Source organism: Kitasatospora sp. NPDC091335 (assembly GCF_044757205.1).
In the GTDB taxonomy this organism is placed as follows: Bacteria; Actinomycetota; Actinomycetes; order Streptomycetales; family Streptomycetaceae; genus Kitasatospora.
In genome coordinates, this window is sequence record NZ_JBIVUM010000001.1 from 809,289 (window position 1) to 835,821 (window position 26,533).

Genomic DNA, 26,533 nt, shown 5'->3' on the forward strand with positions numbered 1-26,533 from the left:
GCCGCATGACCGCGCAGTGGAAGCGCCTGGTCGACCACGTCATGGGCGTGCCCGAGGGCGTGTACGAGGGCTGGAACGCCCGCGACGGCTACGACAACGACAACCCGTGGGGACGCCGGTTCGGAGAGAACGGTGTCGCCTGGTGTGTCATCTGGGACTGGTGCATGTACGACGACGTCGGGCTCGCCGGGGTCGTCCCGCGGTTCGACAACGTCAGCGCGTTCACCGCCTGGGCTCAGCGTCGCGGCCAGTTCAGTCAGTACCCCAGCGTGGGCGCCTGGGTGAACTTCGGCAACGGCTCGCACACCGAGATCGTCGTCGGGTTCGACGCGGACACCGTCTACACCAAGGGCGGCAACTCGGTCCGGGCCGGCTCCACGGACGCGGGGCAGGGCAACGGCGTCTGGTCGCACGCCACTTCGCGTCGATCCGCCAGGGTGGTCGGCTACTTCGCCCCGCGCTTCCCGGACGGCGTCTGCCCCCCGACCACCGACCCTCGCGACCCGCGCGGTGGCCGCGCCCAGACCTCGTACCGCTGGACCGGGGCCGACCCGGCACCGGCCCCTACCCCCGTCCAGGAGGACGACATGACCCCCGACGAACTGCTCGCCACCCGGGTGCCGTTGGCGACGCTGCCGACCGGCTACGTGCCGACCGTGGCCGAGTTGCTGAACGGCGCGAAGACCGCCGGCGCCCAGCTCGACCAACTCCGGGCCGACCTGCCCGGTCTGCTGCTGGCCACGCCGATGCCGGACTACGCGGTGCTGCCCGACGGGTACCGGCCGACGATCGGCGAGGCGCTGAACGGTGCGAAGACGGCCGGCGCCCAGCTCGCCGCGCTGAGCGGCCAGGTGGCGGCCCAGTCCGCGGCGATCACCGCGCTCGCGCAGCAGGTCGCGGCCGGCGGCCCCGTTGACGTGGACGACCTGGTGGCCCGGATCGAGCAGGCGATCAGCTCCGTGACCGTGCACCTGACCACCACCTCGAAGGAGTCCTGACCATGCGGAAGCTCATCATCGACCTGGTCGAGCGCACGGTCGCCACGTACGCGGTGGCGTTCCTCGGCCTGCTGCTGGCGGACGGGTTCGACCTGACGTCGATCAGCGCGCTGAAGGCGGCGGGGGTGGCGGCGCTGCCGGCCGCGCTGACCGTGCTGAAGAGCGCGGTGGCATCGTTCGTGGGTGACCCGAACAGCGCCGCCCTGATCACCCGGCAGCGGCAGTGACCAGCCCGCCCCCGGACGCCGGGGTGTACATCAGCCCCGCCCAGACGCTGGAGGAGGTACGACGGATCGCCGACGGCCAGATCCGGATGGAGGGCAAGCTCGACCGGATCATCGACGACCGGGTCGAGGATCGCCAGGCTGTGGCCGACCACGAGCAGCGGATCCGAAGCCTTGAGGTGCGGGTGTGGATGGCTGTGGGTGCGGCTGTGGTGCTCGGCACCGGCGGCGGCGCGCTGGCCCAGATGCTCGCCCGGTAGTACTGCACCACGCCCCCGCTCTCCTTCGGGAGGGCGGGGGCATTCGGCGTTCCGGCCCGGCGGGGTTCCGGAGCGGCCATCATGTGGGCATGACCACCATCACCATCGGGATCGCCCGACGTGAGGGCACCGCTGGCCCCATCGCTGACGCCGCCGCCACCTACACCTCCGACGCCACCGGTCGGACCGCCGCCGCCCTGGTGGACGGGATGGGCCACGCCGACGACATCGTGCGCCTGGCGCCGATGCTCGCGGAGACCGCCGCGCGGGTCGGCGCCGGCCGTGGAGCCCTGGCCGGGCTGCTGTCCGCAGGGCTGCTACTGGCGGACCCTGGCCACCCGGACGCGGTCGGCGTCCTCGCCGTGACCCGGGCCGATGGCAGCGGCGCCGAGCTGGTGTGGGCGGGCGACTGCCGGGCCTACCGCTGGGACGGCACCGAACTCGCGCAGCTGACGACCGACCACAACCTCGCTGCCTACCTGAGTCGGGCCGCCCTGGCCGCAGGCGAGGTGCCGGTCTCGGCGCTCGCCGACTCCGTCGGGGTGACGCTCGGCCGGGCCACCCCTGCGACCGCTCCCTACGTCGGAGTGCCCGCCGGCGGGCTGCTGGTCCTCACCACTGACGGTGTCCACGATCAGGTCCCGGCCGAGAGGGTCGAGGCCCTGGTCCGCGAACACCAGGGCCTCGACCCCCAGGCACTGGCTGATGCCCTGGTGGCTGCGGCCACGGCGGACTCCGGCGGGTACCGCGACGATGCGACTGCCGTCGTGCTGCCGCTCGGCCTGGCACACTCGGCGCCGGCCCTGACCCCGACCATGGCCATGCACCTCGGCCGCCTGGCGACCGGGGCCAGCGGCCTCACGCCCGACGTGCGGGCGCGTGTCCACGCCGCGATCGAGGTTGCGATGCACGACGGCACCGAGGCCGGGGTATGCGCCCTGGTGGACATCCTGATGGCGGAGACGGCCCGGGCGACCGGGCCCGGCCGGTAGGCGGTTCAGGGGCTGTCGTGCATCCAGCGCCACACGCCGGCCGGGTCGGGCGCGTACCAGGACCGGCCGCCGGGGTACAGCCCGCGGGGGCTGGGCAGGGCGGTCCCAGGGTCCGGGTCGTCCAGGTCTACGACGGCGTGCTCGCCGTCGAGCGGGCCGCCGTGCAACTCGACGGTCGTCTCCATGGCGTTCACGCCTGGTGGATGATGACGCCGCCCGCAGTGGGCACGCAGCGGGTGTCGGCGGGCAGGTGCTCAATGATGGGGATGGGTTCGGCGCGGCCGCTCTGGATGATGCGCCGGAGGTGAGCCTCGCCGTAGAGGATGACGTCGGGGGCGGTGACGGTGCCGGTCATGCAGATCACGGGGTCGGCGACGAATTGGCCACCGTCCTGGCGGGCGACGGCCAGCTCGGCGTCGTTGGCCTCGGCCTCGGCCGCGTCGAGGGGGTTCTGGCAGCCGGGGCAGATCAGCTCGACCATCCGCCCTGCCTCCCATCGGGAGTTCCAGCCGTCGGCGTCGGCGCCGGTCAGGTTGTCGGGGGCGGTCCGGCCGCAGCGGCCGCATGTGAGGTCTTCCATGCGCACTGACAGTAGCTCAGTCGTCACCATCGAGTGCGGTCTTCGCGGCGTCGAGGGACCGCTGCCAGACGGCCTGCCGGTAGCCGGCCCGCCTGGCGTCCTCCCAGAAGGGGTGGCGTTCAAGGACCGCCGCGGCGGCGAGGTAGTGCTCGCGCGCGGCCTCGACGTCGCCTCCGGACTCCCGTGCCGTCGTCATCGCCCGGTCGGCACGCAGGGCGGCGATGTGGAGGGGGAGCAGGTCCGCGGGGATCTCGACGTCAGCCATGCCGTCATCGTACGACCGGCATCGGACGATGCAGGTCAGGCGGCAGTCAGTGCGCGGGCCCGCTCGGCGAAGTCGGCAACCAGGCGCCCGCCGAACGGCTCCATCCGCCGCTGTAGGTCGGCAACGGCTTCGACGGCGCGGCTGCTCTTGACCTTGCCGGCGAGGGAGAGCGTTCGCAGGCCGGCGGCGTGGGCCTGTTCGAGGTCACGCCGCTGGAGGTGTGTGGTAGCGAGCGCGGCCTGGGAGAGTGCACCGCGGCGGGCCCGGCTCTGTGAGCGGGCGTGGTCGATGCTCCTCTTGGCGTGCTCGGCCGCTCCGGCGTGGTCGCCGACGTCCCGCAGGGTCATGGCGTGCTCGCCGTGCAGGTAAGCCGGGTCGATGAACAGAGCCCACTCCGGTTCGCCGTCGGCGTGGATGCGCTCGGCGGCTGCCTCGGACTCGGCGACGGCCCGGGTGGCACCAGCCTTGTCGCCCATGGTCGCGAGCGCGCGACCTTCGAGCGCCCACAGGTCAGCCAGGGCGGCGGCGGAGGAGCCGCGGAGACCGTGACGGCCGGACTGGGCCAGGCGGAGCCCCTCTTCGGGGTGCCCAAGGAGGGTGGCTTGGTCGGCCATCCCCGCCAGAACGTGCGCGCCGAGCGGCACGTTGGCGGACTCCTGGGCGAGGCGGAGCGACTGGATGAGGTAGCGCTGGGCGGTGCCGTGCTCGCCGTTGTCGTAGGCCATCCACCCGAGGAGGTAGGTCTGTTCGGCGGCCGCTTCGCACAGGGCTCGGCGGACATCGTCGGCCTGCGGGCGGCGGAGGAGGGGGTAGACGTGGATGTTCATGTAGGCGGCGAGGATCAGCCGGCCGGATCCTCCGCCCTGGAAGATGTCGATCTTCTGGAACTCACCGAACATGTTTTTGACGGCGGTGACGTCCTCAAGGCGGACTCGGGGGCCAGGTTCGGGTTCCTGGTCGAGGGTGGCGAGGAGCCAGTCCCTGGATGGTCCGGTGGCGGCGACGGCTGCGAACGGTGCGGCGGCAAGGAATCGGCGGCGGTCCACGTCTGCTCTCCCCAGGTCAGAGACGGTTTCCACCGTAACCTCGTAGCTGCGGGAGTAAAGGAGCGAGCGGTCCTCGGCCGGGCTCTCGCCGAGTCCCAATTCGTACGATGTGACCCGGTATCCGAGTGCGTCGGAGATGACGTCCGCGATGATCCCTGGGAGCGGTCGGCGCGGCTGGTTGCCCTCACGCCAGCGGCGCACGGCGGTTGCATCGGGTGCGATCTGCTGGTGCCCAGCGTGTTGAGCTGCGGATTTGACGCGCCGCGCGAGTTCGGCGTTGCTCAGGCCCGTCCGGGCCTGCCAGTCGGTGAGCCGGGTGTTCGGCGTCCGCATCGTCGTCATGGTCCTGTCCTACCCTCGTCTGCCACCTCGTGCGGAAGTGCCACCCTGTGCCACCCCTCCAGCGCTTACGGTCAGGTGATCACGGGTCGACTCTTGGTGGTGATGGTAGTCCCAGCAACCTAGGAGGGGGCCCGTGTTGACGGCCACCGATCGTACGGTTCCGCTGTCGTTAGCGGCCTGGACGTGGATCGACGCGACACCCGACGGGCTCGTGTCGTTCATGCTGATCACCCCGGCGCGCGCCGACGCACCCGGACTGCGGCCGATCGCCACGCGCGCCGGCCTGTCCGCGCCCGAGCTTCCACTCCCGTCGCCCGGGATCCGCATCGTTCTCGACGGCCCGGACGCCCTCGTGCTGCTGCCGCACGTAGACGGCGCTCTCCGGCTGGCCGCCGATGAGGGCTGGGCGGACTTCGCGCGGAGGGGCGGCACGATCGTTCTCCTCATGGGACAGCGCTACCTCGACACCGCTGCCCGCAGGATCGACGTCGAGGAGTACCTGCAACAGGCGTTGCTGTCCCGCCAACTCTGGCTCGGGAAGACCACCCTGGGTGCCGACTACACCGACCAGCAGCGGCGCGCGGAGGCCTGCATCGTCTGCGGTCGGCACGAGGCGCCGCTGTCCCCAGCTGGTCACGCGTACACCTCCACGTCCGGCGCCCCGCTGGGTTGGCCTGTGGTCGCGCACCCAAGCTGCACCGCCCAGGAGGCCTGATGTACGAGCACGACGGCACCGACAAGCCGCGGTTCAACCCGCAGAGCGACGCCTGGCAGGATGCCGTCGCTGGTGTGCGGGACATGCTCGACCGGTCGCAGCGGAAGTGGGACGCCGAGCACGGCCTGGGGGAACAGGACCCGGCGACGTGAGCGCCAAGCCGGGACCGCTGCGGGACGAGTGCAGCGGGTACTGCGTGGTGTGTGGGAAGTGGGGCCGCGGCACCTACGCGGCCACGCTGAACAGCCACTCGGACAGCATCCGCGACCACATCGGGTGCACGGGCGTGCGGGCGGACGGCATCCGCAGCCGCCACAGGCAGGAGGGCCCCCGGTGACCGACCTCAGCGACGCCGAGCGCGCGGGGCTTGCTGCGGCCCTCGACCAGGCCCGCGCTGCCCAGCGGGACTGGCTGCGGCTGCTCGACAGCACGACGCCCAGGCCCCCCGCGGACGACACCCCGGAATGGGCGTGGGCGGCCAGCCTCGCCCTGATCCGCGCGTGGCGTGACGGCGCGGTGAGCACGTGCCCGCACCTGCGCATCGGCGAGCCGGTCATGATCCTCGCCGAGACCCCAACGATGCTGCACTGCCGGGAGTGCTACCGGCACGCGAGGGCCACGCGGGCCTGCCTCGGGTGCGGCAGTGCGGCTGGGACCCGGTCGCGATTCGGAGGGGTGGAGGACCTCGCCTCGACCGAGGACGTCTCGACCACCTCCCGGATGCTCTGCCCGGCGTGCGCCGTGAACGAGCGCCTCGGACCGACGTCACCCGTCGGCACGTTCGGGCCCGGCCGGTAGGCCCACCCACCCCTCTGATCAGCACTGACGAACGGAGCCACCCATGGCCGACGACCCTGCCCCGCTGAGCGAGCGGCACCGTGCCGCGGCTGAGGCCCACACGGACTGGGCGCACGAGCTGCACGACCGCGGTGAGAGCGCCCACCGGCCGATCACGCACGCGAACAACGCGAACCTGGAGGCCGCCCGCCTCGAACGCGAGGGGCGGTAGGAACCTGGCCGGCCGTACGGCGGTGCGGCCGGCCTACTCGTCCCAGAACAGGCGACGGAGGGGGACACCGATGGTCCGCGCGATCGCGCTCAGCTGGTCGATGGTGGCCGGTACGAGGCCGTTCTCGATGCGGCCGACGGTCCGCCGGTCCAGCCCTGCGCGCTCGCCGAGCCGCTCCTGTGTGAGGTCGGCCTGTCGCCTGAGCGATAGGATCCGCGCCCCTACGTCTCGCCGGTCACGGATCTGCTGGTCATCGGGAGTGTACGGAGCCGGCACCCCTTGACGCTGGCCGGTCCATGATCAAAAGTCTGTACCGATACACCGCCATTTATCGTATACCAGTTCGATATAATCGACCCACCGCAGCCCGGGGGGCCTGAACCGGGAGTACACAATGAGCGCTAAGCCGCCGCCGGGCTGGAGCCTGACGCAGCCGTTCGACCTGGAGTTGGCCGCACGCGACATCCTGGAGGCGGCCCAGATACTGGCCCGACACGGGCGCCATCCGAACGGCACCCCGGAGCAGGCCGCCGAGGTGCACGCGGCGAACGCGGCAATCCACGCCATCACGCTCCGAGTCGCGCGACACCGTCCACCCGCCAAGGGCGGCAGTTAGTCCTGAAGCGCGCGTGTGCGGCGTTCCCACCACACCGCGAGCTGGAAGATCGATCCGGCCCCCGCGATTTCCTTGATCTGCGCGATCTGGTGCGTCACCGTACGGTGGCTGACCTCCACTTCCCGGGCGATCTGTCGTTGGTCCTGGCCGGTTGCCAGCAGCTGGCAGATTGAGATCTGTAGGTCGGTCAGTGCCCGCTCGCCGGTCCGCGGCTCCTCGCCGGTCCACGGCATCGCCGCCGCCCAGTCGCGATCGAACTGGGCGGCGGCGAAGGCGGCGACGGACCGGTCCTCCACAAGCACCGCCCGCAGTTGATGTGGTGCGGCCCCCGGATCGTCGATGACCGCCCATCGTCGGTCGACGATGATGGCCCGAGCGAACCCGCCGTCGAGCGTACGGACGTGGCCGCCGGCCGCAGTCATCTGTGAGGTCCAGTACGCGGTGATTTCATCGGCTCTCACCGTGGCTCGGTAGAGCGTGCGCATGGAGACGCCGCGCCGGATGGCGTCGAGGTCTCGGTGTCGGGAGATATCGAGTCGCGCCCGGGGCCTAGGCCCGTGCGGCTGGGCGGTCAGCAGCTCTTGAGTGGCGTCCGCGATGATCTCGGAGACCCTGGCGTTGATGGCCTGCGTGCCCTCCAGGTATTCGACAGCCCCAACCCGCGGACGTTCGGTGCTGCGGTAGGAGATCGAGAGGTCGCGGAGCGAGTCCGGAAGTGCCTCGGCTGCGCTGATGGCGTCGCGGGCGGCTCTGTACAGCTCGGCCTGGCGCCGCGTTGCCGCGTGAGCCGGGTTCAGGACGAGGAAGCGGCCGCCGGTCGGGGCGTCAGGGTGCGGTGTGATGAGGCCGTAGGTGAGCAACTCGTTCAGCACCGGGGCGGTCGGATCGGGGGCGATCCCCTCGGAGATGGCGAGCAGGACATACAGCTCGCGGGCTTCGCTGCTGAGAGTGCTGTCGGCTGCGTAGCCGGAGAGGGCGGTGCCGCTCAATGTCGCTCCTGCGAGAAATGGCAGATGTAACAAATCGCAGCGTAGATGGCTTGATTGAAGGCTGTACAGAGGGGAGGCTGGTCGCACACCACTCATCACCTCGGCGGCGTCGCACTGCCGTCGACAGGAGGTTGCCATGAAGCGAGCACTCGGGGTCGCGGGAGCGGCTGCGGCTCTCGTTGCCGTGCTGGGCGCCGGCGCTGCCACATCCACCCAGGCCGACTCGACGTGGGGTCGGTCGGTGCAGTCCACCCAGGCCGACTCGACATGGGGCGTCGTTGCTCCGAGCCCGACTCCTACGCCGGAGCCGGACGCCACGCTGGCGGACTCCACCTGGGGCTGATCGACCGACACGGACGGGCGCCAGGCGAGTCGCCTGGCGCCCGTCGCGGCTTCCGCCTCTATCGGGGGGTGGGGGTGGCGGGGGAGACGAGATCCGTCGCCACAGTCCGCCGGGGTCGGGTCGAACGGGGCGCCCCCAAGTCGCACGACGACCCGACTCCGGCATTCAAGATCAACTGGGAGGGAATGGGAGATGATCTTGAGTGACAGCTACCAGATCCTGCCAGCTATTGCCAGTAATTGCCATGTCCTTTTTGTCATTCATGCAGGTCAGGGTGCCTGACCTGCTGAGGCCCTACGCCGTCGGCTGCTGCTGGGTGATGCAGTGGATGCCGCCGCCGTTGGCGAAGATCTCACGGGCGTCCACGAGTTCGACGGTGCGGCCCGGGTAGGCGTCGGCGAGGATCGCGGCGGCCTCCTGGTCGCGCGGGTCGTCGAAGGCGCAGAGGATCACCGCGCCGTTGGCCACGTAGTGGTTGATGTAGGAGTAGTCGACCGGCTCGCCGTCCTCGTCCAGCAGGACGGTGGGGGCGGGCAGTTCGATGACCTCCAGCGGCCGGCCCAGGGCGTCCGTCGAGGCGCGCAGGACGGCCACCAGCTCCCGGCAGACCTCGTGGTCCGGGTGCGCGGGGTCGGGCTGGACGTGGGCGACCACGACGCCGGGGCGGACGAAGGAGGCGACGATGTCGATGTGCCCGCGGGTGCCGAACTCGTCGTAGTCGCGGGTGAGTCCGCGCGGCAGCCAGATCGCCTTGGTGGTGCCGAGGAAGGCGTGCAGCTCGGCCTCGACCTCCTCCCTGGTCCAGTCCGCGTTGCGGCCCTCGCCGAGCTGGACGGTCTCGGTGACCAGCACCGTGCCCTCGCCGTCGACGTGGATGCCGCCGCCCTCGTTGATCAGCCGGGAGGCGAAGCGCTGGACCTTCGTCAGCTCGCCGATGTGCTCGGCGATGTGCTGGTCCTTGTCCCAGCGGGCCCAGGACTGTGCGCCCCAGCCGTTGAAGATCCAGTCGGTGGCGGCCAGCGAGCCCTTGCCGTCGATCAGGAAGGACGGGCCGATGTCGCGCATCCACGCGTCGTTCAGCGGGCGCTCGACGATCTCGACCCGCTCGGAGACGTACCCGCGGGCCTGCTCCGTCTCGCCGGTGTTGACGATCAGCGTCACCGGCTCGTACCCGGCGATGGTGTCGGCGACGGCGGCCCAGGCCCGGCGGGCGGCGTGCAGCTGCTCGGGGCCGTCGAAGGTGGGGTTGGCGGTGGGGAACGCCATCCAGGTGCGGTCGTGGGGGTGCCACTCGGCGGGCATCCGGTAGCCGAGCGAGGCGGGCGTGGGGGTGGTCATCATCGAGTCCCTGGAAGGTCAGAGGAGGTCAGAGGGGGTCAGAGGAAGTAGAGGCGGCTGAGCGAGACACTGTCGGCGGGTTCGGAGCGAAGCGGCGAGCCGTCCAGCGAGACCAGTCCGGTCTCGGTGACCTCGACGTGGCCGACGCGGGCGTTGCGCACCATGTCCCGCGGCCCGATGCCGCGGGTGTTCCGCACGCCGACCCGGCGGCGGCGGGTGGGCAGCGCGTCGGCGGCCCGGTCGAGGTAGGCGCCGTCGGCGGCGGCCTGGGCGACGAAGGCCACCGAGATGTCGGCGGCGGTCGCGCCGTGGGCGCCGAACTGCGGGCCGAGGACGAGCGGTTCGCAGCGGTCGGTGGAGGCGTTGGGGTCGCCGACCACCCCGTACGCGGGGAACCCGGCCTTGAGGACCAGCTGCGGCTTGGCGCCGAAGTGGTCCGGGCGCCAGAGCACGATGTCGGCGAGCTTGCCGATCTCGATCGAGCCGACCTCGTGCGCGAGGCCGTGCGCGATGGCCGGGTTGACGGTGAGCTTCGCGATGTAGCGCAGCACGCGCTCGTTGTCGTCGCCGCCCTCCGTCGTCCCGTACGAGCCGGTGCCGTCGAGCGGGCCGAGTTCGGCCTTCATCTTCCCGGCCATGGCGAAGGTGCGGCGCACGGTCTCGCCGGCCCGGCCCATGCCCTGGGCGTCGGAGGAGGTGATGCCGATGACCCCGAGGTCGTGCAGCACGTCCTCGGCGCCCATCGTGCCGGCGCGGATCCGGTCGCGGGCCATCGCGGCGTCGCCGGGCAGGTCGGTCTTGAGGCCGTGCGCGGAGACGATCATGCCGAAGTGCTCGCCGAGCGCGTCCCGGCCGAACGGCAGCGTCGGGTTGGTGGAGGAGCCGATGACGTTCGGCACGCCCGCCATCTTCAGCACGTTGGGGACGTGTCCGCCGCCGCAGCCCTCGATGTGGAAGGCGTGGATGGTGCGCCCGTCCAGCACCTTGAGGGTGTCCTCGACCGACAGGCACTCGTTCAGGCCGTCGGTGTGCAGGGCGACCTGGACGTCGTACTCCTCGGCGACCCGCAGCGCGGTGTCCAGTGCCCGGGTGTGCGCGCCCATGTCCTCGTGCACCTTGAAGCCGGACGCGCCGCCCTCGGCCAGCGCCTCGATCAGCGGGGCCTCGTCGGAGGACGAACCGCGGCCCAGGAAGCCGATGTTGACGGGCCAGGCGTCGAAGGCGTTGAAGGCGTGGCGCAGCGCCCAGGGCGAGTTCACGCCGACGCCCCAGACCGGGCCGAACTCCTGGCCGATGATCGTGGTGACGCCGGAGGCCAGCGAGGCCTCCATGATCCGCGGCGAGAGCAGGTGGACGTGGGTGTCGATGGCACCGGCGGTGGCGATCATGCCCTCGCCGGAGACGATCGTGGTGCCGGTGCCGACGACCACGTCCACGCCGTCCAGGGTGTCCGGGTTGCCGGCCCGCCCGATCGAGGCGATCCGGCCGCCGATCAGGCCGATCGAGGTCTTGCGGATGCCCTGGACCGCGTCGATCACCAGCACGTTGCTGATCACCACGTCGCAGGTGTCCCGGACGGCGGCGGGCTTGAGGTGCAGGCCGTCGCGGGCGGTCTTGCCGAAGCCGGCCAGGAACTCGTCGCCGGGTGCCTGGGAGTCGGACTCCACGCGGACGATCAGTCCGCTGTCGCCGAGCCGGACGCGGTCCCCGGCGCGCGGGCCGTGGACGGAGATGTAGTCGTGGGGAGAGATCGCCGTCACGAGGGCGCCTCCGAGTCGTCGAAGCCGGTCAGGTAGCCGGTCGCGCGGGCCTTCGCGAGGGCGGCCTCCTTCGCGCCGGGCGCGTCCAGGGGGCCGTCCACGAGCCCCGCGAAACCGATCGCGACCCGCCGGCCGCCGATCGGGACCAGGCCGACCTCGACGGTGGCGCCCGGGTCGAAGCGCACCGAGGAGCCGGCCGGGACGGCCAGGTGGGTGCCGTAGGCGGCGGCCCGGTCGAAGGCGAGGCGGGGGTTGGCCTCGAAGAAGTGGAAGTGCGAGGTGACCGAGATCGGCACCCCCGAGGTGTTGTGGACGGGGAGCAGCAGCGTCTCCTCGACCGGGTCGTAGCCGGTGCCGGCGCCGGGCAGCGCGCTGCCGGGGGCCTCGTCGCCGAGCGAGCCGGCGCCCCTGAACGGGTCGTCGACGACGGCGAGGCGGGTGCCGTCCTCGAAGACGGCCTCGACCTGGACGTCGGTGACCACGTCCGCCACGCCGGGCAGCACGTCGTCGGCGGTCAGCACGGAGCGGCCGGCCTCGATGGCCTCGGCCAGTCGCAGGCCGTCGCGGGCGGCCTCGCAGACGGTGTCCGCGATCAGGGCGGTGGCCTCGGGGATGTTGAGGCGCACGCCCCGGGCGCGGCGGGCGCGGGCCAGTTCGGCTGCCGTGAAGATCAGCAGCCGGTCCCGCTCGGTGGGGGTCAGTCGCACGGTTCCTCGCTCGCGGTCGCCGGGAGGGGGTCGGCTCGGGCGATGTTAGAACGCCGTTCAAACATCTCGGGTCATTGAACCCGCACCGGGCCGCCCTGTCCAGCGTTGCCGCTCCGCGGAGGTTCGGCTCGCCGGGCGGGGGGCGGGGGTGAGGCCCGCCGGGCGGGGGACGGGCGAGGCGGGAGCGAGAAAGGGGGCCGGATGGGAGCGAAGCGCCGGGAGGGAGGAGGGGGAGGGACGGGCCCCGTGAACCGGTGCCCGGGCCCGGCGCGCGGCGGAGCGGGCCGGGGGGCGCGTGGCCGGGCGCACGGTCCGTACGGGCGCCGGGTGTGCGCGGGATCGGGCGGGGGCTTCCTCGAATGCGGCCTCTGCGCTTCGCAAACCTGTCCGGCGCGAGCAGTTGGATCACGCGAACCACCCCGTGCCCCTTTCACCCCACGTGATCGGACGCACACTGTTGCAAACGCCGTCAACTGGGCATGAGGATGAGTGGTCAGCAACGAGGGGGCCACCCGACCGGCGGGGGATCCGGAGGCGGGGGCCCGGATTCCAGGGCGGGGGCATGTGTTGATGGACGGTCAGTCGCGATTCCCGCGGCAGCGGACGAGTTCCGGCGACGCCTACCGGTCCGGGCCGGTCAAAGGGCCGGCCGGTACCACCGGGACGGCCCTGCCGGGCGCGCCGGCTCCGGGTTGTGCCTTGCACCGGCGGCTGCACCTCACACTCGATCCGGCGGACCTGGCCGAGGTGGGCTCGGTCCGGCGGCGGCTGCGTTCGGCGCTGAGCCACTGGGGGGTGTCGGAGCTGTCCGACACCGCCGAGCTGCTCTCCTCCGAGCTGGTCACCAACGCGCTGCTGCACACCGGAAAGGGCGCCGTCTTCGACGCGGTGCTCGGCTCGGACCACCGGCTGCGCATCGAGGTGCAGGACGGCGCCAGCAGGCTGCCGGGGCGCCGCCGCGATCCGGCTGGCGAGTACGCGACCTCGGGGCGCGGCCTGCTGCTGGTGGAGGCGCTCGCGGACTCCTGGGGCGTGCAGCTGCGCGGCGAGGGCAAGGTCACCTGGTTCGAACTCGCCCTGCCCTGAGCCCGGTACCGCCGCGGGGCCGCCGCTCGGCGCCGTCGCCAGGGCCGTAGGATTGTTCGCCGTCGATTGATTCGCTGTCGAAGGATGCCCTGAACAGAAGGCGGAACGGAAGATTTCCGGCCCGTTGCCATTGCCGCTCGGCCGAACATTGGCCAGGATGGTGGGAATGTGTGTCCACGTGCGGGAAGCAGCGGGGAGACCGAACCTCGACTGGCCACCGTTCGTCGCACCGTCCTATCCAGCACGACCCATCACACCGCCTCGCGGCCCGTCCGGACGGTCGGCGCGGTCCGCCACGGCAGCGGCAGGAGCAGCATGCCCACTGAGCCCGAGTCGCCGGGGCCGGCGCTTCCGCCCGGCGCGTCGCCCGCCGTCGAGCCGCGCACCGTGGATCCGCGAACCGCCCAGCCGAGAACCGCCCGACCGCGCACCGCCGGGCCGAGAACCGCCGAGCCGCGCGTCGCCGAGCAGCCGGGCGCCCTGGAGCCGCGGATCCAGGGGCAGCCCGCCGTCGGACCGACCACCTCGGGCACCGGCCGGGCCAGGCCGCCCGCCCAGTCCTCGCGCCGCGGCTCCCCGGTGCGCCCCTCGCCGAGCCTCGCCGCCGCCCGGCTGGCGCCCGTGCTGTCGGGCGGACTGCCGCCCTCCTCAGCGGACACCATGCCGGACTGGCTGGAGCCCGCGATGGCCGCCAACGGCATCGGCTCCTTCGACTGGGACATCCGCCGCGACGTCCTGGAGGGCGATCACCGGGCCTGCGCGATCATCGGGCTGGACGTCCTGAGCCAGGGCCGCTTCGACCGCACCGCCGCCTCCTTCCTGGCCCTGCTGCACCCAGAGGACGCACCGGTGGTGCGCCGCCGGGTCGAGCGCGCGGTGGCCGAGCTGGGCCAGTGCGGCGCCTACTACCGCACCATCGGGGCGAGCGGCGCCATGCGCGCGGTGCGCTTCCGCGGCCGGGTGCTGGCCGACGCCTTCGGCCGGGCCTCCCGGATGGTCGGGTTCGTCTGGGACGCCACCGTCGAGCTGCACAAGCGGGACCACGCCGACCGGATGGCCATGCTGCGCGAGGAGCGCTCCCGGTTCATCAAGGAGGCGGCGCGCGCCCTCTCCGAAGCCGTCACCGTGCGTGACGTGGCCAGGGTGTTCACCGAGCTGCCGCTGCCCGGGCTGCCGCCGGACGGCCTGCTGCTGGCCTCCTTCGAGGCCGGACGGACGCAGATCCTGGGTGCCTCCGGCTACCGCACCGGCTCGCTGGCGGTCTGGGACCGCACCGTGCTGCCGTCCGGCCACCCGGCCGCCGAGGCGCTGCGGCACCGCACGCCGGTGTTCGTCTCGACCCGCGAGGAGTTCCGGGACGGCTATCCCGAGGTGTGGGAGCAGACCAGCCGCACCGGCCGGGGCTCGTGGGCGTACCTGCCGCTGGTGGCCAGCGGCAGGGCGATCGGCGTCTGTGTGGTCAGCTTCGACGACGAGCGCGAGCTGGACGCGGACGAGCGCACCCTGCTGTCCACGCTGGGCGGGCTGGTCGCCCAGTCGCTGGCCAGGGCCCGGCTGCACGACGCCGAGCACGAACTCGCGGCGAGCCTCCAGCGGGTGATGCTGCCGCGCACCGTCCCCTCCGTCCCGGGCGTGACCACCGCCGTGCGCTACCTCGCGGCCGGCTCCGGCCTCCAGATCGGCGGCGACTGGTACGACGTGGTGCCGCTGCCCGGCGGGCACGTCGGCCTGGTGATCGGCGACGTCCAGGGCCACGACGTGCACGCCGCCGGGATCATGGGCCAGCTGCGGATCGCGCTGCGCGCCTACGCGGCCGAGGGCCACCCGCCCGCCGCCGTGATGGCCCGCGCCTCCCGCTTCCTCGCCGACCTGGACACCGACCACTTCGCGACCTGCACCTACGCCGAGGTCAACGTGGACTACGGCGTGATCTACGCGGTCCGGGCCGGCCACCTCGACCCGGTGGTGCGCCGCGCGGACGGCACCGCCACCGTGGTGCCGGTGGCCGGCGGGCTGCCGCTGGGCATCTACCCGGACCAGGAGTACCGGGTCACCCGGTTCAGCCTGGACCCGGGCGAGACCGTGGTGCTCTGTACCGACGGCCTGGTCGAGGCGCGCGGCATGGACCTGGACGAGGGCATCGCCAGGCTCACCCGGACGCTCGCCCGCCCGCTGCCGGACGCGAAGGAGGCCGCCCGCGACCCGCTGGAGGAGCTGGCCGAACGGATCGCCTCCCAGGCCGCCGACTCCAGCGAGCGCGAGGACGACATAGCGCTGCTGCTCCTGCGCTGGGACGGCCCGGCCGGTGGGCTCGCCGCCCAGCAGCTGCGCCGCCGGATCGGCCAGGCCGACCTGGCGCGGGTCGCCGAGGTCAGGGCGGAGCTGCGCGACGCGCTGCGCCGCTGGGGCGTCGCCGAGTTCATCGACACCGCCGAGCTGCTCTCCTCCGAACTGGTCACCAACGCCATCCGGCACACCGACCGGGACGCCATGTTCACCGCCCGGCTCTACCGGGAGCCGGAGGCGGCCGGCGGCCGGGCCAGGCTGCGGGTCGAGGTGGAGGACGAGTCGGACCTCTGGCCGACCCGCAGGACGCCGGGGGAGCAGGCCTCCTCCGGGCGCGGGCTGATGCTGGTCGAGGCGCTCGCGGACTCCTGGGGCGTGGAACCGCGCGGCTCCGGCAAGCGGATGTGGTTCGAACTCAGCGGGACGGGGACGGCGGCCTGAGGCGTGTAGGGCCCGGCAGCCCGAGCCCCGCCCCGAGTGCCCGGCCGGCCGCTGCGGGGTGTCGGGGCGGCGGGGCGCAGGCCGGGGGAGGGGATCAGCCGAACTGCTGCTCAAGGTCCTTCAGCTTGCGCTCCAGCGAGTCCAGCCGGGGCAGCGTGACGGTGTCCTCCTCCATGGTGAGGTCGATGGTGCGCCGCTCCGGACGGGCCGGCAGGCCGGGCTGGACGGCCGCGCCCTCGGCCGGTGCCACCCCGCGCGGCGCGGCGGGGCCTCCGGCCCCGGAACGCTCGCCGGGGACCCGTTCGGCGACCACCCGTTCGGCGGCGGCCCGCTCCGCCGGGCCCCGTTCCTTCCCGGTCCGCTCGACGCCGGCCGGCTCGACGCCGGCGGCTATCGCGGACTCCGAGCCTGACCCGAGCTGCCGCGCCGATCCGCCGCCGCGCCGCCAGGCGCTGTGGGAGCGGTTGATCGCCCGGATCTCGGCCCGTTCACGGCGCCCGGCCAGCTTGCGGCGCTGCTTCTCGTCGATGCGCTCCCGCTTGTCCTCGCGGACCTCGTCCACCGCCTCGTCCAGGCTGCGGACGTTCTCCAGCAGCATCAGCGACCAGGCCGCGTAGGTCTCGCGCGGGGCGCGCAGCCAGCGGACGATGCGGATCTGCGGCAGCGGACGCGGCACCAGCCCCTGTTCGCGCAGCGCGGCCCGGCGGGTCTGCTTGAGCGCCCGGTCGAACAGGATGGCCGCCGAGAGGGACATGCCGGAGAAGAACTGCGGGGCGCCGGCGTGGGCCAGGCCGCGCGGGGCGTGCACCCAGTTGAACCAGGCCGAGGCGCCGGCGAAGAGCCAGACCAGCAGCCGGGAGCCGAGCGCCGCGTCGCCGTGGCTGGCCTCGCGGACGGCGAGCACCGAGCAGAACATCGCGGCGCCGTCGAGCCCGAACGGGACGAGGTACTCCCAGCCGCCGGAGAGGCCGAGGTTCTGCACGCCGAAGCCGACCAGGCCGTGGAAGGAGAGCGCGGCGGCGACGCCGGCGCAGCAGAACAACAGGGTGTAGGAGGCGCCGCCGTACAGGGATTCCTTGCGGCGGCGCCGTTCCTCGGAACGTTCCCAGGAATCCGGTCCTGCGGTGGAGGAGGCGGACCCCCGGCTGCGGAGCAGGGTCGGCAGAAGCGCGCTGACCAGCAGCCCCACGACCGCGGTGATCGCCCATCCGAGCGGTATGTCGGACAATTTCATCGCCGGAACCGGCCTCGCTCTCCTGCGTCGATTTCCTGCGTCGTGACGGCGGGGACCATCATGGCGGATTTCGGGCGGGCGAATGGCGGATTCGTCGCCAATGCGCTGAGGAGAGGGATTTCCGACCCGACTGAAATCGCATGGTCGTAGGAATGAGCGGCGGGTTCTTCCCGGAATCACGGGCTTTTCGGACCTGAATTCGTACGGACTTTCGTCAACGTCGCGTGACGCGCGGGCAGCCTCCGCACATGTCCTCCGGGTCCGCGGTGTAGACGAGGCAGCAGCTGGCCCGGGAGCGGTCCGGGCTCGGCGCGCGGCCGTCCCCGGGCGCCGGGGGCGCGAAGCCGGCGCCCGGCGTGAAGGGGGCGGGGGCCGGAGCGGGGCGGGCGCCCGGCGCGGGCGCGGGGGCCGGGGCGAGCGGATCGCCGGGCGCCAGCAGCGCGGACAGTTCGGTGCGTGCCCGCTCCTGCTCCCCGAGCAGCCCGCCCGCGTACCAGAGCCCCTCCACCACGGCGTCGGTGGCCATCGCCCACAGCACCCGGGGTCCGCGCCGCGCCTCCGGGCCGAAGGCGGTGAGCACCGGGGCCAGGAACCCGCCCAGCGCCGAGCGCAGGGCGGCGGCCAGCGCCTCCTCGTCCGGTACCGGCCCGGCCGCCGCGGAGCCGGCCGCCGGGTCGTCCGGCAGACAGGCGAACTCCGTCGGGCGGACGGTCAGTTCGACCGCCTCCGGGCGCCGGCGCAGCGCGACGTCCCCGAGGGCGAGCAGCGGGACGCGGCGCTCCAGGAACCACGGCAGGGTGAACAGCAGCGAGACCGGCCAGACGAAGCGGTGCAGCCCGAAGCCGGCCGCGACGTCCGGGCGCAGCGGCTGCCCGTAGCGGGCGAGGCCCTGCCGGGCGTCGTGGGCGATCAGCTCGCGCACCGCCCCCGGGCGGGTGGCGAGGTCGGCGGCGGTCAGCCGGCCGCCGCCGCGTCCGGGTGGGGCGCAGCGCACCGTCAGGACGGGGGTGAGCCCGGCGAGTCGGCGGTACGAGGGGGCGCCCGGGGCGGTGGAGACCGGCGCGGGGACGGGGGTGCGCGCCCCGGTGGTGCGGGGGGAGCGCGGCGCGGGGCCGGGCCGGGTGCTGCTCGCGGTCATGGGCGGCCCCATCGGGTCGACCGGGGCGCCCATGGTCCGCCCGGCGGTGCGCGGCGGTGGTGGCGCGCCGGGCGCGGCCGGACCGGGGCATGGCGGTGCCCGGGTAACGGCAAGGCGACCCGGCCGGGGTACTGCTCCCCCCGGCCAGGTTAGCCTCACCTTAGCTGATCGCACCCCCGGTCTCGCTCGCGATGCGCCCGTCCGGGGGAGGCCCCGGCGCGCGGGTGGCGCTCAGCTGGCGCGCGAGCCAGACCGGCACCCCGCCCAGGGCGGCCACCAGTCGGGACGCCTCGGCCCGAAGCCGTGCGGCCTCGGGCGGCTCGGACACCTCGGCGAGCGCCGCGAGGGCCGGCGCCACCCCCACCGTGAAGCCGAGTTGCTCGCGCAGCCGCAGTGAGGCGTCGAAGCCCTCCCTGGCGTTCCCCCGGTCCCCTCGGGCGAGCGCCAGCGCGGCCAGGTGCCGCCAGGTGTACGAGCGCAGCAGTTCGTCCCCGCGCTCTCCGGCGCCCTCGTGCGCCCGGCGGTAGGCGATCCAGGCGGCGCCGCGGTCGCGCAGCAGGTTCTCGGCGACCAGCCCGCGCCGGAAGTCCAGCAGTGGGCGGCCCGGGGCGTCCGGCGGCAGCAGGGCCGAGGTGCGGCCCAGCGCGGCCTGTGCCTCGTCCAGCCGGTCCCGCGGGCCGAGCACGCTCGCCACGTACGCGAGGAAGCCGCGGGCGCAGGCGGCGGCCGCGCGCTGCTCGGTGCCGGAGGCCAGCGCCTCCGCCAGGCGCAGCGCCCCCTCCGCCTGGGTCCAGTTCGCGGCGGTGAAAAGGCACTGTTCGATGAGGAGTTCGGCCCGTCCGAGGGCCGCGTCCGGATCGTGCTCGGCGGTCGGTCGCAGCAGTTCGGCGGCCTCCTGCCAGCACGCCCTGGACCTCAGCCGCCACACGGTGTCCCCCGGCTCCTCCGCTGCCGCCCGCCCGTCCGGTGTGCCCGGGTCCCATCCGTGCTCCGACAACGCCACCTCCTTGTGTGCGCCATCCGGCATGGACGCGGACCTGCCCCTGAGGCCCTGCCGTCACGACCCGTACGCAGGACGACGGCAGGGCGAAAGGCCCGCGCTGTGGCGGCAATTCAACACGGGGGGGAGCTTGTGCACCAGATCACGAGCGAAGGTTGTTGCTTTCGCGGGAGAAATGATCTAGAGGGGCGCGAGAGGAGGACCCAGGGGCCGCGGGGGGAGCGGCCCGCTCGGTCAGGAGGTCCAGCCGGTCTCCATCAGGGCCTCGGCGGCGCCGTTCGCGGGCTGCGGCACACCCGCCAGGTCCAGGCTGAACAGGGCGACCAGCAGCTGTTCGCCGCGCACGGTGGCCTGGTGCGAATAACCCGCGAGGGTGAACATCGCGGCGGCCATCTCCTCGGTGTGCAGGGTCTGGAGCCAGAGGCACTCGACCGACTTCACGTCGGCGGGCTCGGTCCAGGTGTCCACCTGGGCGACCATCCGGCCGCCCAGCAGGGTGACCCCGTCGCGCTCCTGGGCCTCGGTCAGCTCCAGGTCGTCGAAGCCGAGCCACTCCAGGTAGCGGGCGGCGGTGAACACCGCGTCCTGCGAGGTGCGCACCGGGTGCGGGCGGAACGGCGCGCGGTGGCGGAACGGGCGGGGCCGGCCGGCGGACGGAGGCGCGGGCGGGACCGGGGCCGGGGCCGAGGTGTTCAGGGGGTGGGCCGGGTACGGGCGGGCGGGCTGCGGGCCGGGGGCGGCGAGCGGGGCGGCGGTGCCGGTGCCCAGGCGGGTGGTGCGGTCCACCGGCAGCCGGACGGTGGCGCCGCAGTTGCAGGTGAACTCGGGCTGCGGCCACTGGTCGGAGCGGCCGCAGTGCGGACAGCGCATGCTCAGCCAGGAGTCCTCCCAGGACCGGAAGCGCACCTGCACCGGCACCCCGCCCCGCAACAGCGGCACCTTGAGCGAGGCGCCGCAGGGACAGGGCAGGGAAGGCGGCTCGTAGAGGTGCTCCCGGCGGCAGGCGGGACAGCGGATCGCCCGGGCGCCACCGCCCGGCCCCGGCCGCGTGGGGTCGTGTCCGGTGAAGTCGTCGGGCAGTCCGGCCATCGCGGGCTCCGTCCGTCGGTGTCGGTGGGTGGGGCGATTCCCATGCTCCCCGAAATGTCCGGCGCGGGGCGCGGAATGAGGCAATCCTCAGGGACGGATCAGGGGCTCCTGACCACCCGGGTAGGGGCGGAATCCTTCCCGAGGGGGATGATCGGCGGGCCCGGCCGGGGTGTTCACCCGGCGGACCAGCGGGCCAGGTCGGCGGGGGTGTCGAGGTCGTCCGGGGCGGCGACGTCGGCGCACTCGACCAGGACGAGCTCCGCCGCGTGCGCCGCCAGCAGGGCGCGGGCCCCGGCGTCGCCCCGGGCGCCCGCCGCCGCCTCGGCGAAGTGCCGGGCGCCGATCAGCACCGGGTGTCCGCGCCGCCCGCCGTAGGCCGCCGCGGCCAGTTCGGCGCCCGCCCGGTGGGCGGCCAGCAGCCGGGCCACCGCGGCCGGGGTGACGCCGGGGGTGTCGACCAGCATCACCAGCACCGCCGGGGTGCGCGGCGCCAGCGCGACCAGGCCGGCCCGCAGCGAGGAGCCCATGCCCTGGGCCCAGTCCGGATTGCCGACCAGCCGGCAGCCCGGCAGGTGGGCGCTGGCCCGCACCCGCCCGGCCTGCGCGCCCAGCACCACCGTGACGTCCGCGCAGCCGCCGGCCCGGGCCACCGCCGCCGCGTGCTCCACCAGCGGGCGCCCCCCGTACCGGATCAGTGCCTTGGGCCGCCCGCCGAGGCGCCGCCCGCCCCCGGCGGCGAGGACCAGGGCGGCGGGCGGTCCGGCGGCCGGTCCGGAGGCCTGTCCGGAGGCAGGGGAGGCGGCTCGGGCGGCGGCCGGGCCTGGCTGGTCCGGTTCGGCGGGGATCGGTGCGGTCTCCATGGGGCCAGCCTGCCCGGTCGGGGCCGGGCCGCGCACCGTCCGACGTCGAGCCGCGGGTCCCGGCCGCCCGGCAGGAGCGGCCGGGAGCGGCCGGGAGCGGGGCGCGGAGCGGTGCCTGAGCCGGTGTGAGCGGGTGTGAGCTTCGACATGCTCCGGGACATCACGTGGCGTCGGCTTGACCTGCTCTCGGGGCGGCTGATCTGCTGGTTCGCCGTCAACCCGCCCCTGACTCCAGGAGTTCCCCGTGGCCGCCCGCCGCACCACACTGTCCGCCGCAACCGTGTTCCTGATATGCGCGCTCGCGCTGGTCGGCTGGCTGCTCGGCGGCCGCGACCACAAGTCGACCGACCCCAAGCCCGGCGGCGGCACCGCCGCCCCGGCCGGGGGCACCAGCCCGCTCCAGAATCCGGACGGCACCAAGCCGGGCCTGGCCCCGCTGGCCACCCCCGAGGAGCAGAAGGCCGGCCGGGACGTCATCGCGAAGGTCGCCACCGCCGCCGTCGGCACCAAGGACGGCTACGACCGCAACGAGTTCGGCCCCGCCTGGACGGACAACGTCGACGGCGTCCCGTTCGGCGGCAACAAGTGCGACACCCGCAACGACCTGCTCGCCAGGGACGGCACGGCCGTCGAGCACAAGGACGGCTCGGACTGCACCGTCACCGCGATGACCATCTGGGACCCGTACACCGGCAAGTCCGTCCAGTGGACCAAGCAGCAGGCGAGCAAGATCCAGATCGACCACGTGATGCCGCTCTCCTACGACTGGCAGATGGGCGCCAGCAAGTGGGAGAAGGCCAAGCGCGTCCAGATCGCCAACGACCCGCTCAACCTGATCCCCGCCGACGGCTCGCAGAACGCCTCCAAGGGCGACTCGGGCCCGGCCACCTGGCTGCCCGCCAACACCGAGATCCGCTGCTCCTACGCGGTGCGCTTCGCCCAGGTCTCGCTGAAGTACCAGCTGCCCGTCACCGAGGCCGACAAGAAGGCCATGCTCCAGCAGTGCGGCGGCTGACGAATCGTCAACTCCGCTCCGCGAGGAGTGGATGCGGTGTGCTCCGTGCGGAGGGCGGGTGGTATTCGTGGGTGGTGGCCCCGATGATCTCCCGCCCTTCCCGCTCTCCCCGGCCGGCCAGGCCGCCTCGCCCCCGCCGGTCGAGGAGGCCGACGGGACGCGTCCTGCCCGCCCTCGCCGCCGCCCTCGCCCTCGCCCTGCCGAGCGGCTGCACGGGCGGCGGCCCGGCCGCCCGGCCGCCGCTGGACGAGCGGGTCGCCGCCACCGCGGCCCCGGCCCTGCGCGCGCTCTACGACCAGCGGATCGACTGGCGGCCCTGCCCCGACGAGGGCGGCGCCGACCCGGACCAGACCGTGGTGCAGTGTGCCGGCCTCAAGGTCCCGCTGGACTACGCCGACCCGGGCGGCCGCACCGTCGACGTCGCCCTCGCCCGGGTGCCCGCCGCCGACCCGCAGCTGCGGATGGGCGCCCTGCTGCTCAACCCGGGCGGCCCCGGCAACTCCGGTGTCGGCATGGTCAGGTGGGGCTGGCAGAGCTACCAGGGGCCGCTGCACGAGCGGTTCGACCTGGTCGGCTTCGACCCGCGCGGCGCCGGGGACACCACCCCCGTCCACTGCCTGGACGACCGCACCCGCGACGAGTGGGACGCCACCGACGACCTCGGCTACGACCGCGGCAGCACCCTCGCCGAGGCCTGCCGGGCCCGGCACGCCGACCTGCTCCCGCACCTCGGCACCCGCGACACCGCCCGCGACCTCGACGTGCTGCGCGGCGCCCTCGGCGAGCGCAGGCTGGACTTCCTCGGCTTCTCCTACGGCACCCACCTCGGCGCGCGCTACGCCGAGGAGTTCCCCGAGCGCACCGGCCGGCTCGTCCTCGACGGCGCCGTCGACCACGGCGCCGCCGTGGCCGGGCTCGGCGTCGAACAGGCCGCCGCCGCCGAAGCGGGACTCCGGGACTTCGCCGCCGACTGCGCCACCGACGGCGAGGGCACCTGCCCGCTCGGCACCGACCCGGCCGCCGCCCCGCAGCGCCTCGCCCGCTTCCTCGACGGCCTGCGCGACCACCCGCTGCGCGCCGCCGACGGCCGCGCCCTCACCGCCGCGCTCGGCTGGGACGCCGTCCTGGACGTGCTCGCCGACGGCCACCGCTCCTGGCCCCGGCTGCGCGAGGCCCTCGAACCGGCCGTCGCCCGCGGCGAGGCCGAGGACCTGCTGGCCCTCGCCGACGGTGCCGACGGCCGCGGCGAGGACGGCAGCTACCGGACCCCCGCCGACGCCTACGCCGCCGTCTCCTGCGCGGACGGCCCGCCGCCGCCCACCGAGCCGGAACTGCGGACGGCCCTCGCCGAACTCGCCGCCCGCGCCCCGCTGGTCAGCGGACACGACCCGGTGGGCACCCTGCTCGACCCGGACTGCCGCCGCTGGCCGTACCGCTCGCCGGAGCAGCCGCAGCCGATCCGGGCGCCGGGCAGCGCGCCGCTCCTGGTGATCGGCTCCACCGGCGACCCGGTCACCCCGTACGCCTGGGCGCAGCGGCTGGCCGGCGGGCTGGAGCACGGGGTGCTGCTCACCCGGGAGGGCGACGGGCACACCGCGTACGACAAGAGCGGCTGCGTCCGGGACGCGGTGGCCGCCTACCTGGTGGACGGGCGGCTCCCGGCGGCCGGGGCGCGCTGCCCGTCCGACTGAGCGGGGCGGGGTACGGACGAGGGGGCCGGGTACGGACGAGGGGGCGTGCCGCGCGAACGCGGCACGCCCCCTTCGGGGTCGCGGTCAGGAGGTGGGGGCCGTCAGATCGTAGAAGCTGGTGGAGCCGATCGTCTTCGCGGTGAAGTGGGCGGCCACCCAGGACTCGATCTGCGCGGACTCGCTGCCCTGCCTGCCGTCGCCGCCGCGGCTCTCCCCGCTGCTCGAGCCACTGTTCGAGCCACCGTTCGGGGCGCCGCCGAAGCCGCGGTTGCCGCCGCCGATGAACCAGTGCACCTTGCCCTCCTCGACGTACTTCCGGAAGCCGTCCAGGGTCAGCGAGGGGTCGGTCCCGTTGAAGCCGCCGAGGGCCATCACCGGTTCACCGGTGGCGAGTTGGTAGCCGGCGGCGGTCTGCGCGCCGATCGCGGCGGCCGCCCAGGTGTAGTGGCCGGCGTTCTCCTTCAGCAGGGCGGCGACCTCGTCGGTCACCCGGGGGCCGTCGAGCAGGCCGCCCATGCCGCCGGGGGGCGGGCCGCCGTCCGTGCCCTGGGGGGCCTGCCCGCCGGAGTCGTTGCCCGTGCCGTCGCCCGTGCCGTCGCCGGGGAAGGCCTGGCCACCGTCCTGGCCGCCGGGGAAGCCCTGGCCACCCTGGAAGCCCTGCGCGCCGGGGAAGCCCTGCCTGCCGCTCTGGGCGCTCTTGCCGCCCTGGCCGCCGGCCCAGTGCCCGTTGCCGTTGTTGCGCCCGGCGCCCGGCAGGCCCTGGCCGCCCTTGTGCCCCGCGCCGCCCGGCCCGAACGCCCCCTGCACGCCGGGCCCGGCGGTCACGATCGAGCCGGTGTGCGGGGTGTTCACGGTGTCCACCGCGTACGCCGCGGGACCGCCGAGTGCCGCCGCCAGGCCCACCAGGCCCGCCACCGAGGCGATCCGCGCGCCGGTCCGGCCGGAGGCCCGGCCGAGGAACGGCCCGGCCGCCAGCACGGCCGCCGCCGCGAGCCCGCCGGCCAGCACGGCCCAGCGCAGCCACGGCACGAAGCCCGAACTGCGGCCGAGCAGCACGAACGCCCAGACCGCCGTCACCGCGAGCGTCCCGGCCAGCACCGGCGCCCAGGGCAGCCGATGGCGGGCCCGCCACAGCCCGTCCACGCCCATGCCGACCAGCGCCGCGACGGCCGGGGCCAGCGCCACCGTGTAGTACTGGTGGAAGATCCCGGACATGAAGCTGAAGATCAGCCCGGTGGAGAGCAGCCAGCCGCCCCAGACCAGGAACGCCGTGCGGGCGGTGTCGGTGCGGGCGTGGCGGCGGGTCGCCCAGAGGCCGACCAGCAGCAGGATCAGCGCGGCCGGCAGCAGCCAGGCGATCTGCCCGCCGATGTCGGTGCCGAACATCCGGGTCAGCCCGGTCGTGCCCCAGCCGCGGCCGCCGCCGGGCATCGCGCCGCCCGGGGCGTCCAGCCCGGCCGGCATCCGGCCGCCGCCCACGCTGCCGGTCTCGTCACCGTTGATCCGGCCGAGGCCGTTGTAGCCGAAGGTGAGCGACAGGAAGCTGTTGTCCTGCGAGCCGCCGACGTACGGGCGGGCCGAGGCGGGCAGCAGCTCGACGACCGCCACCCACCAGCCGCCGGCCACGACCATCGCCGCGCCCGCGAGCAGCAGCTGCCGCACCCGCCGCCACAGGCCGGTGGGCGCGGCGACCAGGTAGATCGCCGCGAAGGCGGGCAGCACCAGGAAGGCCTGGAGGGTCTTGGTGAGGAAGGCGAGGCCGAACATCACCCCGGTGAACACCAGCCACCGGGTGCCCGCCGCCTCGACCGCCCGCACCAGCCCGTACGCGGCCAGGGTCAGCAGCAGCACCAGCAGCGCGTCCGGGTTGTTGAAGCGGAACATCAGCGCCGCGACCGGGGTGAGCGCCAGCGCGGCGCCCGCCAGCAGGCCGCCGAGCGGGAAGAAGCGGCGGCGCACCGTCGCGTACAGCACGCCGACGGTGGCCGCGCCCATCAGCGCCTGCGGGGCCAGCACCGACCAGGAGGAGAGGCCGAAGATCCGTACCGAGAGCGCCATCGGCCACAGGGCGGCCGGGGGCTTGTCGACGGTGATGAAGTTCGCGGCGTCCGAGGAGCCGAAGAAGAAGGCCTTCCAGCTCCGGGAGCCGGCCTGGACGGCGGCGGAGTAGAAGGAGTTGGCCCAGCCGGAGGCGCTCAGGCCCCACAGGTAGAGGACGGCGGTCGTGGCCAGCAGGGCCAGCAGGGCCGGGCGCACCCAGCGGGGGTCGTCCGGGCGCCCGCGCCAGGTGCGGGCCGGGAGGGTGCGCAGCCGGCCGGACCAGGAGGCCGGTCCCTTGGGTCCGGCGGGCGGCGGGGCCTGCTCGGGGAAGAGCGGCGCCGGGGCCGGCCGGCCCCGCTCCGGTCGTGGCACCTCCGGCGGCGGGTAGTTCGCGGCCTCGGGCCACGGTTCGCCGGCCGGAGGGGAGTAGCTGCTCGTGGTCATGCGCCACACGGTGGGTGGCGCGGCT

The 26,533-nt window shown here is 74.1% G+C and carries 29 protein-coding genes; 14 read left to right on the forward strand and 15 right to left on the reverse strand.

Annotated elements, in window-relative coordinates:
• Positions 1 to 5: 5 nt before the first annotated feature.
• The 4 genes from ACIQOW_RS03760 (at position 6) to ACIQOW_RS03775 (ending at position 2,474) form a co-directional block, all read left to right on the forward strand.
• The gene (locus tag ACIQOW_RS03760; protein WP_401079401.1) at positions 6 to 998 is read left to right on the forward strand and encodes a hypothetical protein; all 993 of its coding nucleotides are present in this window, start codon (positions 6 to 8) and stop codon (positions 996 to 998) included.
• A 2-nt stretch (positions 999 to 1,000) separates the two neighbouring features.
• Positions 1,001 to 1,225: a holin gene (locus tag ACIQOW_RS03765; protein WP_401079403.1), complete on the forward strand. Its 225-nt coding sequence runs from the start codon at positions 1,001 to 1,003 to the stop codon at positions 1,223 to 1,225.
• Positions 1,222 to 1,482 (forward strand): hypothetical protein, encoded by a 261-nt coding sequence (locus ACIQOW_RS03770; RefSeq protein ID WP_401079405.1) that lies wholly within the window; start codon positions 1,222 to 1,224, stop codon positions 1,480 to 1,482. Before ACIQOW_RS03765 ends, ACIQOW_RS03770 begins: the two co-directional genes overlap by 4 nt.
• Before the next feature lie 89 nt (positions 1,483 to 1,571).
• The gene (locus ACIQOW_RS03775; RefSeq protein ID WP_401079407.1) at positions 1,572 to 2,474 is read left to right on the forward strand and encodes a SpoIIE family protein phosphatase; all 903 of its coding nucleotides are present in this window, start codon (positions 1,572 to 1,574) and stop codon (positions 2,472 to 2,474) included.
• A 5-nt stretch (positions 2,475 to 2,479) separates the two neighbouring features.
• Here the strand turns inward: ACIQOW_RS03775 and ACIQOW_RS03780 are convergent, their stop codons facing one another.
• From ACIQOW_RS03780 to ACIQOW_RS03795, 4 genes are read right to left on the reverse strand one after another with little or no spacing between them, the layout of a single operon-like run.
• Entirely contained in the window at positions 2,480 to 2,659 is a 180-nt protein-coding gene (locus tag ACIQOW_RS03780) for a hypothetical protein (protein ID WP_401079801.1), read from the reverse strand.
• Between the two features lie 5 nt (positions 2,660 to 2,664).
• Positions 2,665 to 3,054, reverse strand: coding sequence for a hypothetical protein (locus ACIQOW_RS03785; RefSeq protein ID WP_401079409.1), 390 nt, complete (start codon positions 3,052 to 3,054; stop codon positions 2,665 to 2,667).
• Between the two features lie 16 nt (positions 3,055 to 3,070).
• Positions 3,071 to 3,319 carry a hypothetical protein gene (locus ACIQOW_RS03790; RefSeq protein ID WP_401079411.1) on the reverse strand — a complete coding sequence of 83 codons (249 nt, stop codon included), beginning with the start codon at positions 3,317 to 3,319 and terminating at the stop codon, positions 3,071 to 3,073.
• A 35-nt stretch (positions 3,320 to 3,354) separates the two neighbouring features.
• On the reverse strand, positions 3,355 to 4,698 hold the full coding sequence (locus ACIQOW_RS03795) for a transcriptional regulator (RefSeq protein WP_401079803.1): 1,344 nt from the start codon (positions 4,696 to 4,698) through the stop codon (positions 3,355 to 3,357).
• 142 nt (positions 4,699 to 4,840) lie between these two features.
• On the opposite strand from ACIQOW_RS03795, the gene ACIQOW_RS03800 reads away from it, so the two are divergent.
• From ACIQOW_RS03800 to ACIQOW_RS03820, 5 genes are read left to right on the forward strand one after another with little or no spacing between them, the layout of a single operon-like run.
• Positions 4,841 to 5,422, forward strand: a complete 582-nt coding sequence (locus ACIQOW_RS03800) for a hypothetical protein (RefSeq protein WP_401079413.1) — start codon at positions 4,841 to 4,843, stop codon at positions 5,420 to 5,422.
• On the forward strand, positions 5,422 to 5,574 hold the full coding sequence (locus ACIQOW_RS03805) for a hypothetical protein (RefSeq protein WP_401079415.1): 153 nt from the start codon (positions 5,422 to 5,424) through the stop codon (positions 5,572 to 5,574). Before ACIQOW_RS03800 ends, ACIQOW_RS03805 begins: the two co-directional genes overlap by 1 nt.
• Positions 5,571 to 5,759, forward strand: a complete 189-nt coding sequence (locus ACIQOW_RS03810; protein WP_401079417.1) for a hypothetical protein — start codon at positions 5,571 to 5,573, stop codon at positions 5,757 to 5,759. Before ACIQOW_RS03805 ends, ACIQOW_RS03810 begins: the two co-directional genes overlap by 4 nt.
• A complete protein-coding gene (locus tag ACIQOW_RS03815; RefSeq protein WP_401079419.1) occupies positions 5,756 to 6,220 on the forward strand; it encodes a hypothetical protein in 465 nt (154 codons plus the stop codon). Before ACIQOW_RS03810 ends, ACIQOW_RS03815 begins: the two co-directional genes overlap by 4 nt.
• A 43-nt stretch (positions 6,221 to 6,263) precedes the next feature.
• Positions 6,264 to 6,431, forward strand: a complete 168-nt coding sequence (locus ACIQOW_RS03820; RefSeq protein WP_401079421.1) for a hypothetical protein — start codon at positions 6,264 to 6,266, stop codon at positions 6,429 to 6,431.
• Between the two features lie 33 nt (positions 6,432 to 6,464).
• Here the strand turns inward: ACIQOW_RS03820 and ACIQOW_RS03825 are convergent, their stop codons facing one another.
• Entirely contained in the window at positions 6,465 to 6,707 is a 243-nt protein-coding gene (locus tag ACIQOW_RS03825; protein WP_401079423.1) for a helix-turn-helix transcriptional regulator, read from the reverse strand.
• A 118-nt stretch (positions 6,708 to 6,825) separates the two neighbouring features.
• Between ACIQOW_RS03825 and ACIQOW_RS03830 the strand changes: the two genes are divergently transcribed.
• Positions 6,826 to 7,047, forward strand: a complete 222-nt coding sequence (locus ACIQOW_RS03830; protein WP_401079425.1) for a hypothetical protein — start codon at positions 6,826 to 6,828, stop codon at positions 7,045 to 7,047.
• On the opposite strand, the gene ACIQOW_RS03835 is transcribed toward ACIQOW_RS03830, so the two are convergent.
• The 4 genes from ACIQOW_RS03835 to ACIQOW_RS03850 all read right to left on the reverse strand — a co-directional run bounded on the left by ACIQOW_RS03835 (position 7,044) and on the right by ACIQOW_RS03850 (position 12,184).
• A complete protein-coding gene (locus tag ACIQOW_RS03835; RefSeq protein ID WP_401079427.1) occupies positions 7,044 to 8,036 on the reverse strand; it encodes a LuxR C-terminal-related transcriptional regulator in 993 nt (330 codons plus the stop codon). The two genes, ACIQOW_RS03830 and ACIQOW_RS03835, sit on opposite strands and share 4 nt — an antisense overlap.
• 637 nt (positions 8,037 to 8,673) lie before the next feature.
• Positions 8,674 to 9,720, reverse strand: coding sequence for an agmatine/peptidylarginine deiminase (locus ACIQOW_RS03840; protein WP_401079429.1), 1,047 nt, complete (start codon positions 9,718 to 9,720; stop codon positions 8,674 to 8,676).
• Positions 9,721 to 9,755: 35 nt separating this feature from the next.
• Positions 9,756 to 11,477, reverse strand: coding sequence for an urease subunit alpha (locus tag ACIQOW_RS03845; protein ID WP_401079431.1), 1,722 nt, complete (start codon positions 11,475 to 11,477; stop codon positions 9,756 to 9,758).
• Entirely contained in the window at positions 11,474 to 12,184 is a 711-nt protein-coding gene (locus tag ACIQOW_RS03850; RefSeq protein ID WP_401079433.1) for an urease subunit gamma, read from the reverse strand. Before ACIQOW_RS03850 ends, ACIQOW_RS03845 begins: the two co-directional genes overlap by 4 nt.
• A gap of 699 nt (positions 12,185 to 12,883) precedes the next feature.
• On the opposite strand from ACIQOW_RS03850, the gene ACIQOW_RS03855 reads away from it, so the two are divergent.
• The gene (locus ACIQOW_RS03855) at positions 12,884 to 13,270 is read left to right on the forward strand and encodes an ATP-binding protein (protein WP_401079435.1); all 387 of its coding nucleotides are present in this window, start codon (positions 12,884 to 12,886) and stop codon (positions 13,268 to 13,270) included.
• Positions 13,271 to 13,585: 315 nt separating this feature from the next.
• Positions 13,586 to 15,997: a SpoIIE family protein phosphatase gene (locus ACIQOW_RS03860; RefSeq protein WP_401079437.1), complete on the forward strand. Its 2,412-nt coding sequence runs from the start codon at positions 13,586 to 13,588 to the stop codon at positions 15,995 to 15,997.
• Between the two features lie 94 nt (positions 15,998 to 16,091).
• On the opposite strand, the gene ACIQOW_RS03865 is transcribed toward ACIQOW_RS03860, so the two are convergent.
• From ACIQOW_RS03865 to ACIQOW_RS03885, 5 genes are all read right to left on the reverse strand, one after another.
• Positions 16,092 to 17,231: a DUF2637 domain-containing protein gene (locus ACIQOW_RS03865; protein WP_401079439.1), complete on the reverse strand. Its 1,140-nt coding sequence runs from the start codon at positions 17,229 to 17,231 to the stop codon at positions 16,092 to 16,094.
• A 214-nt stretch (positions 17,232 to 17,445) separates the two neighbouring features.
• Positions 17,446 to 18,369 (reverse strand): (2Fe-2S)-binding protein, encoded by a 924-nt coding sequence (locus ACIQOW_RS03870; protein ID WP_401079441.1) that lies wholly within the window; start codon positions 18,367 to 18,369, stop codon positions 17,446 to 17,448.
• A gap of 160 nt (positions 18,370 to 18,529) precedes the next feature.
• The gene (locus ACIQOW_RS03875) at positions 18,530 to 19,396 is read right to left on the reverse strand and encodes a hypothetical protein (RefSeq protein WP_401079443.1); all 867 of its coding nucleotides are present in this window, start codon (positions 19,394 to 19,396) and stop codon (positions 18,530 to 18,532) included.
• Positions 19,397 to 19,603: 207 nt separating this feature from the next.
• Entirely contained in the window at positions 19,604 to 20,458 is an 855-nt protein-coding gene (locus tag ACIQOW_RS03880) for a hypothetical protein (protein ID WP_401079445.1), read from the reverse strand.
• Positions 20,459 to 20,631: 173 nt separating this feature from the next.
• Positions 20,632 to 21,204: an NTP transferase domain-containing protein gene (locus tag ACIQOW_RS03885; protein ID WP_401079805.1), complete on the reverse strand. Its 573-nt coding sequence runs from the start codon at positions 21,202 to 21,204 to the stop codon at positions 20,632 to 20,634.
• Positions 21,205 to 21,562: 358 nt separating this feature from the next.
• On the opposite strand from ACIQOW_RS03885, the gene ACIQOW_RS03890 reads away from it, so the two are divergent.
• Positions 21,563 to 22,333, forward strand: a complete 771-nt coding sequence (locus tag ACIQOW_RS03890) for an HNH endonuclease family protein (RefSeq protein WP_401079447.1) — start codon at positions 21,563 to 21,565, stop codon at positions 22,331 to 22,333.
• A gap of 83 nt (positions 22,334 to 22,416) precedes the next feature.
• The gene (locus ACIQOW_RS03895) at positions 22,417 to 24,024 is read left to right on the forward strand and encodes an alpha/beta hydrolase (RefSeq protein ID WP_401079449.1); all 1,608 of its coding nucleotides are present in this window, start codon (positions 22,417 to 22,419) and stop codon (positions 24,022 to 24,024) included.
• An 84-nt stretch (positions 24,025 to 24,108) separates the two neighbouring features.
• Here ACIQOW_RS03895 and ACIQOW_RS03900 read toward each other — a convergent pair whose 3' ends face one another.
• Complete coding sequence (locus ACIQOW_RS03900; RefSeq protein WP_401079451.1) at positions 24,109 to 26,508, reverse strand: glycosyltransferase family 39 protein; 2,400 nt, start codon at positions 26,506 to 26,508, stop codon at positions 24,109 to 24,111.
• Between the last annotated feature and the right edge of the window lie 25 nt (positions 26,509 to 26,533).

Bases quoted from the DNA above. Each gene is read 5' to 3' on its own strand.
- ACIQOW_RS03760 (WP_401079401.1), top strand. From the start codon at position 6: ATGACCGCGCAGTGGAAGCGCCTGGTCGACCACGTCATGGGCGTGCCC.
- ACIQOW_RS03765 (WP_401079403.1), top strand. From the start codon at position 1,001: ATGCGGAAGCTCATCATCGACCTGGTCGAGCGCACGGTCGCCACGTAC.
- ACIQOW_RS03775 (WP_401079407.1), top strand. From the start codon at position 1,572: ATGACCACCATCACCATCGGGATCGCCCGACGTGAGGGCACCGCTGGC.
- ACIQOW_RS03780 (WP_401079801.1), bottom strand. From the start codon at position 2,659: ATGGAGACGACCGTCGAGTTGCACGGCGGCCCGCTCGACGGCGAGCAC.
- ACIQOW_RS03785 (WP_401079409.1), bottom strand. From the start codon at position 3,054: ATGGAAGACCTCACATGCGGCCGCTGCGGCCGGACCGCCCCCGACAAC.
- ACIQOW_RS03790 (WP_401079411.1), bottom strand. From the start codon at position 3,319: ATGGCTGACGTCGAGATCCCCGCGGACCTGCTCCCCCTCCACATCGCC.
- ACIQOW_RS03795 (WP_401079803.1), bottom strand. From the start codon at position 4,698: ATGCGGACGCCGAACACCCGGCTCACCGACTGGCAGGCCCGGACGGGC.
- ACIQOW_RS03805 (WP_401079415.1), top strand. From the start codon at position 5,422: ATGTACGAGCACGACGGCACCGACAAGCCGCGGTTCAACCCGCAGAGC.
- ACIQOW_RS03820 (WP_401079421.1), top strand. From the start codon at position 6,264: ATGGCCGACGACCCTGCCCCGCTGAGCGAGCGGCACCGTGCCGCGGCT.
- ACIQOW_RS03830 (WP_401079425.1), top strand. From the start codon at position 6,826: ATGAGCGCTAAGCCGCCGCCGGGCTGGAGCCTGACGCAGCCGTTCGAC.
- ACIQOW_RS03840 (WP_401079429.1), bottom strand. From the start codon at position 9,720: ATGATGACCACCCCCACGCCCGCCTCGCTCGGCTACCGGATGCCCGCC.
- ACIQOW_RS03860 (WP_401079437.1), top strand. From the start codon at position 13,586: ATGCCCACTGAGCCCGAGTCGCCGGGGCCGGCGCTTCCGCCCGGCGCG.
- ACIQOW_RS03865 (WP_401079439.1), bottom strand. From the start codon at position 17,231: ATGAAATTGTCCGACATACCGCTCGGATGGGCGATCACCGCGGTCGTG.
- ACIQOW_RS03870 (WP_401079441.1), bottom strand. From the start codon at position 18,369: ATGACCGCGAGCAGCACCCGGCCCGGCCCCGCGCCGCGCTCCCCCCGC.
- ACIQOW_RS03875 (WP_401079443.1), bottom strand. From the start codon at position 19,396: ATGCCGGATGGCGCACACAAGGAGGTGGCGTTGTCGGAGCACGGATGG.
- ACIQOW_RS03880 (WP_401079445.1), bottom strand. From the start codon at position 20,458: ATGGCCGGACTGCCCGACGACTTCACCGGACACGACCCCACGCGGCCG.
- ACIQOW_RS03895 (WP_401079449.1), top strand. From the start codon at position 22,417: ATGATCTCCCGCCCTTCCCGCTCTCCCCGGCCGGCCAGGCCGCCTCGC.
- ACIQOW_RS03900 (WP_401079451.1), bottom strand. From the start codon at position 26,508: ATGACCACGAGCAGCTACTCCCCTCCGGCCGGCGAACCGTGGCCCGAG.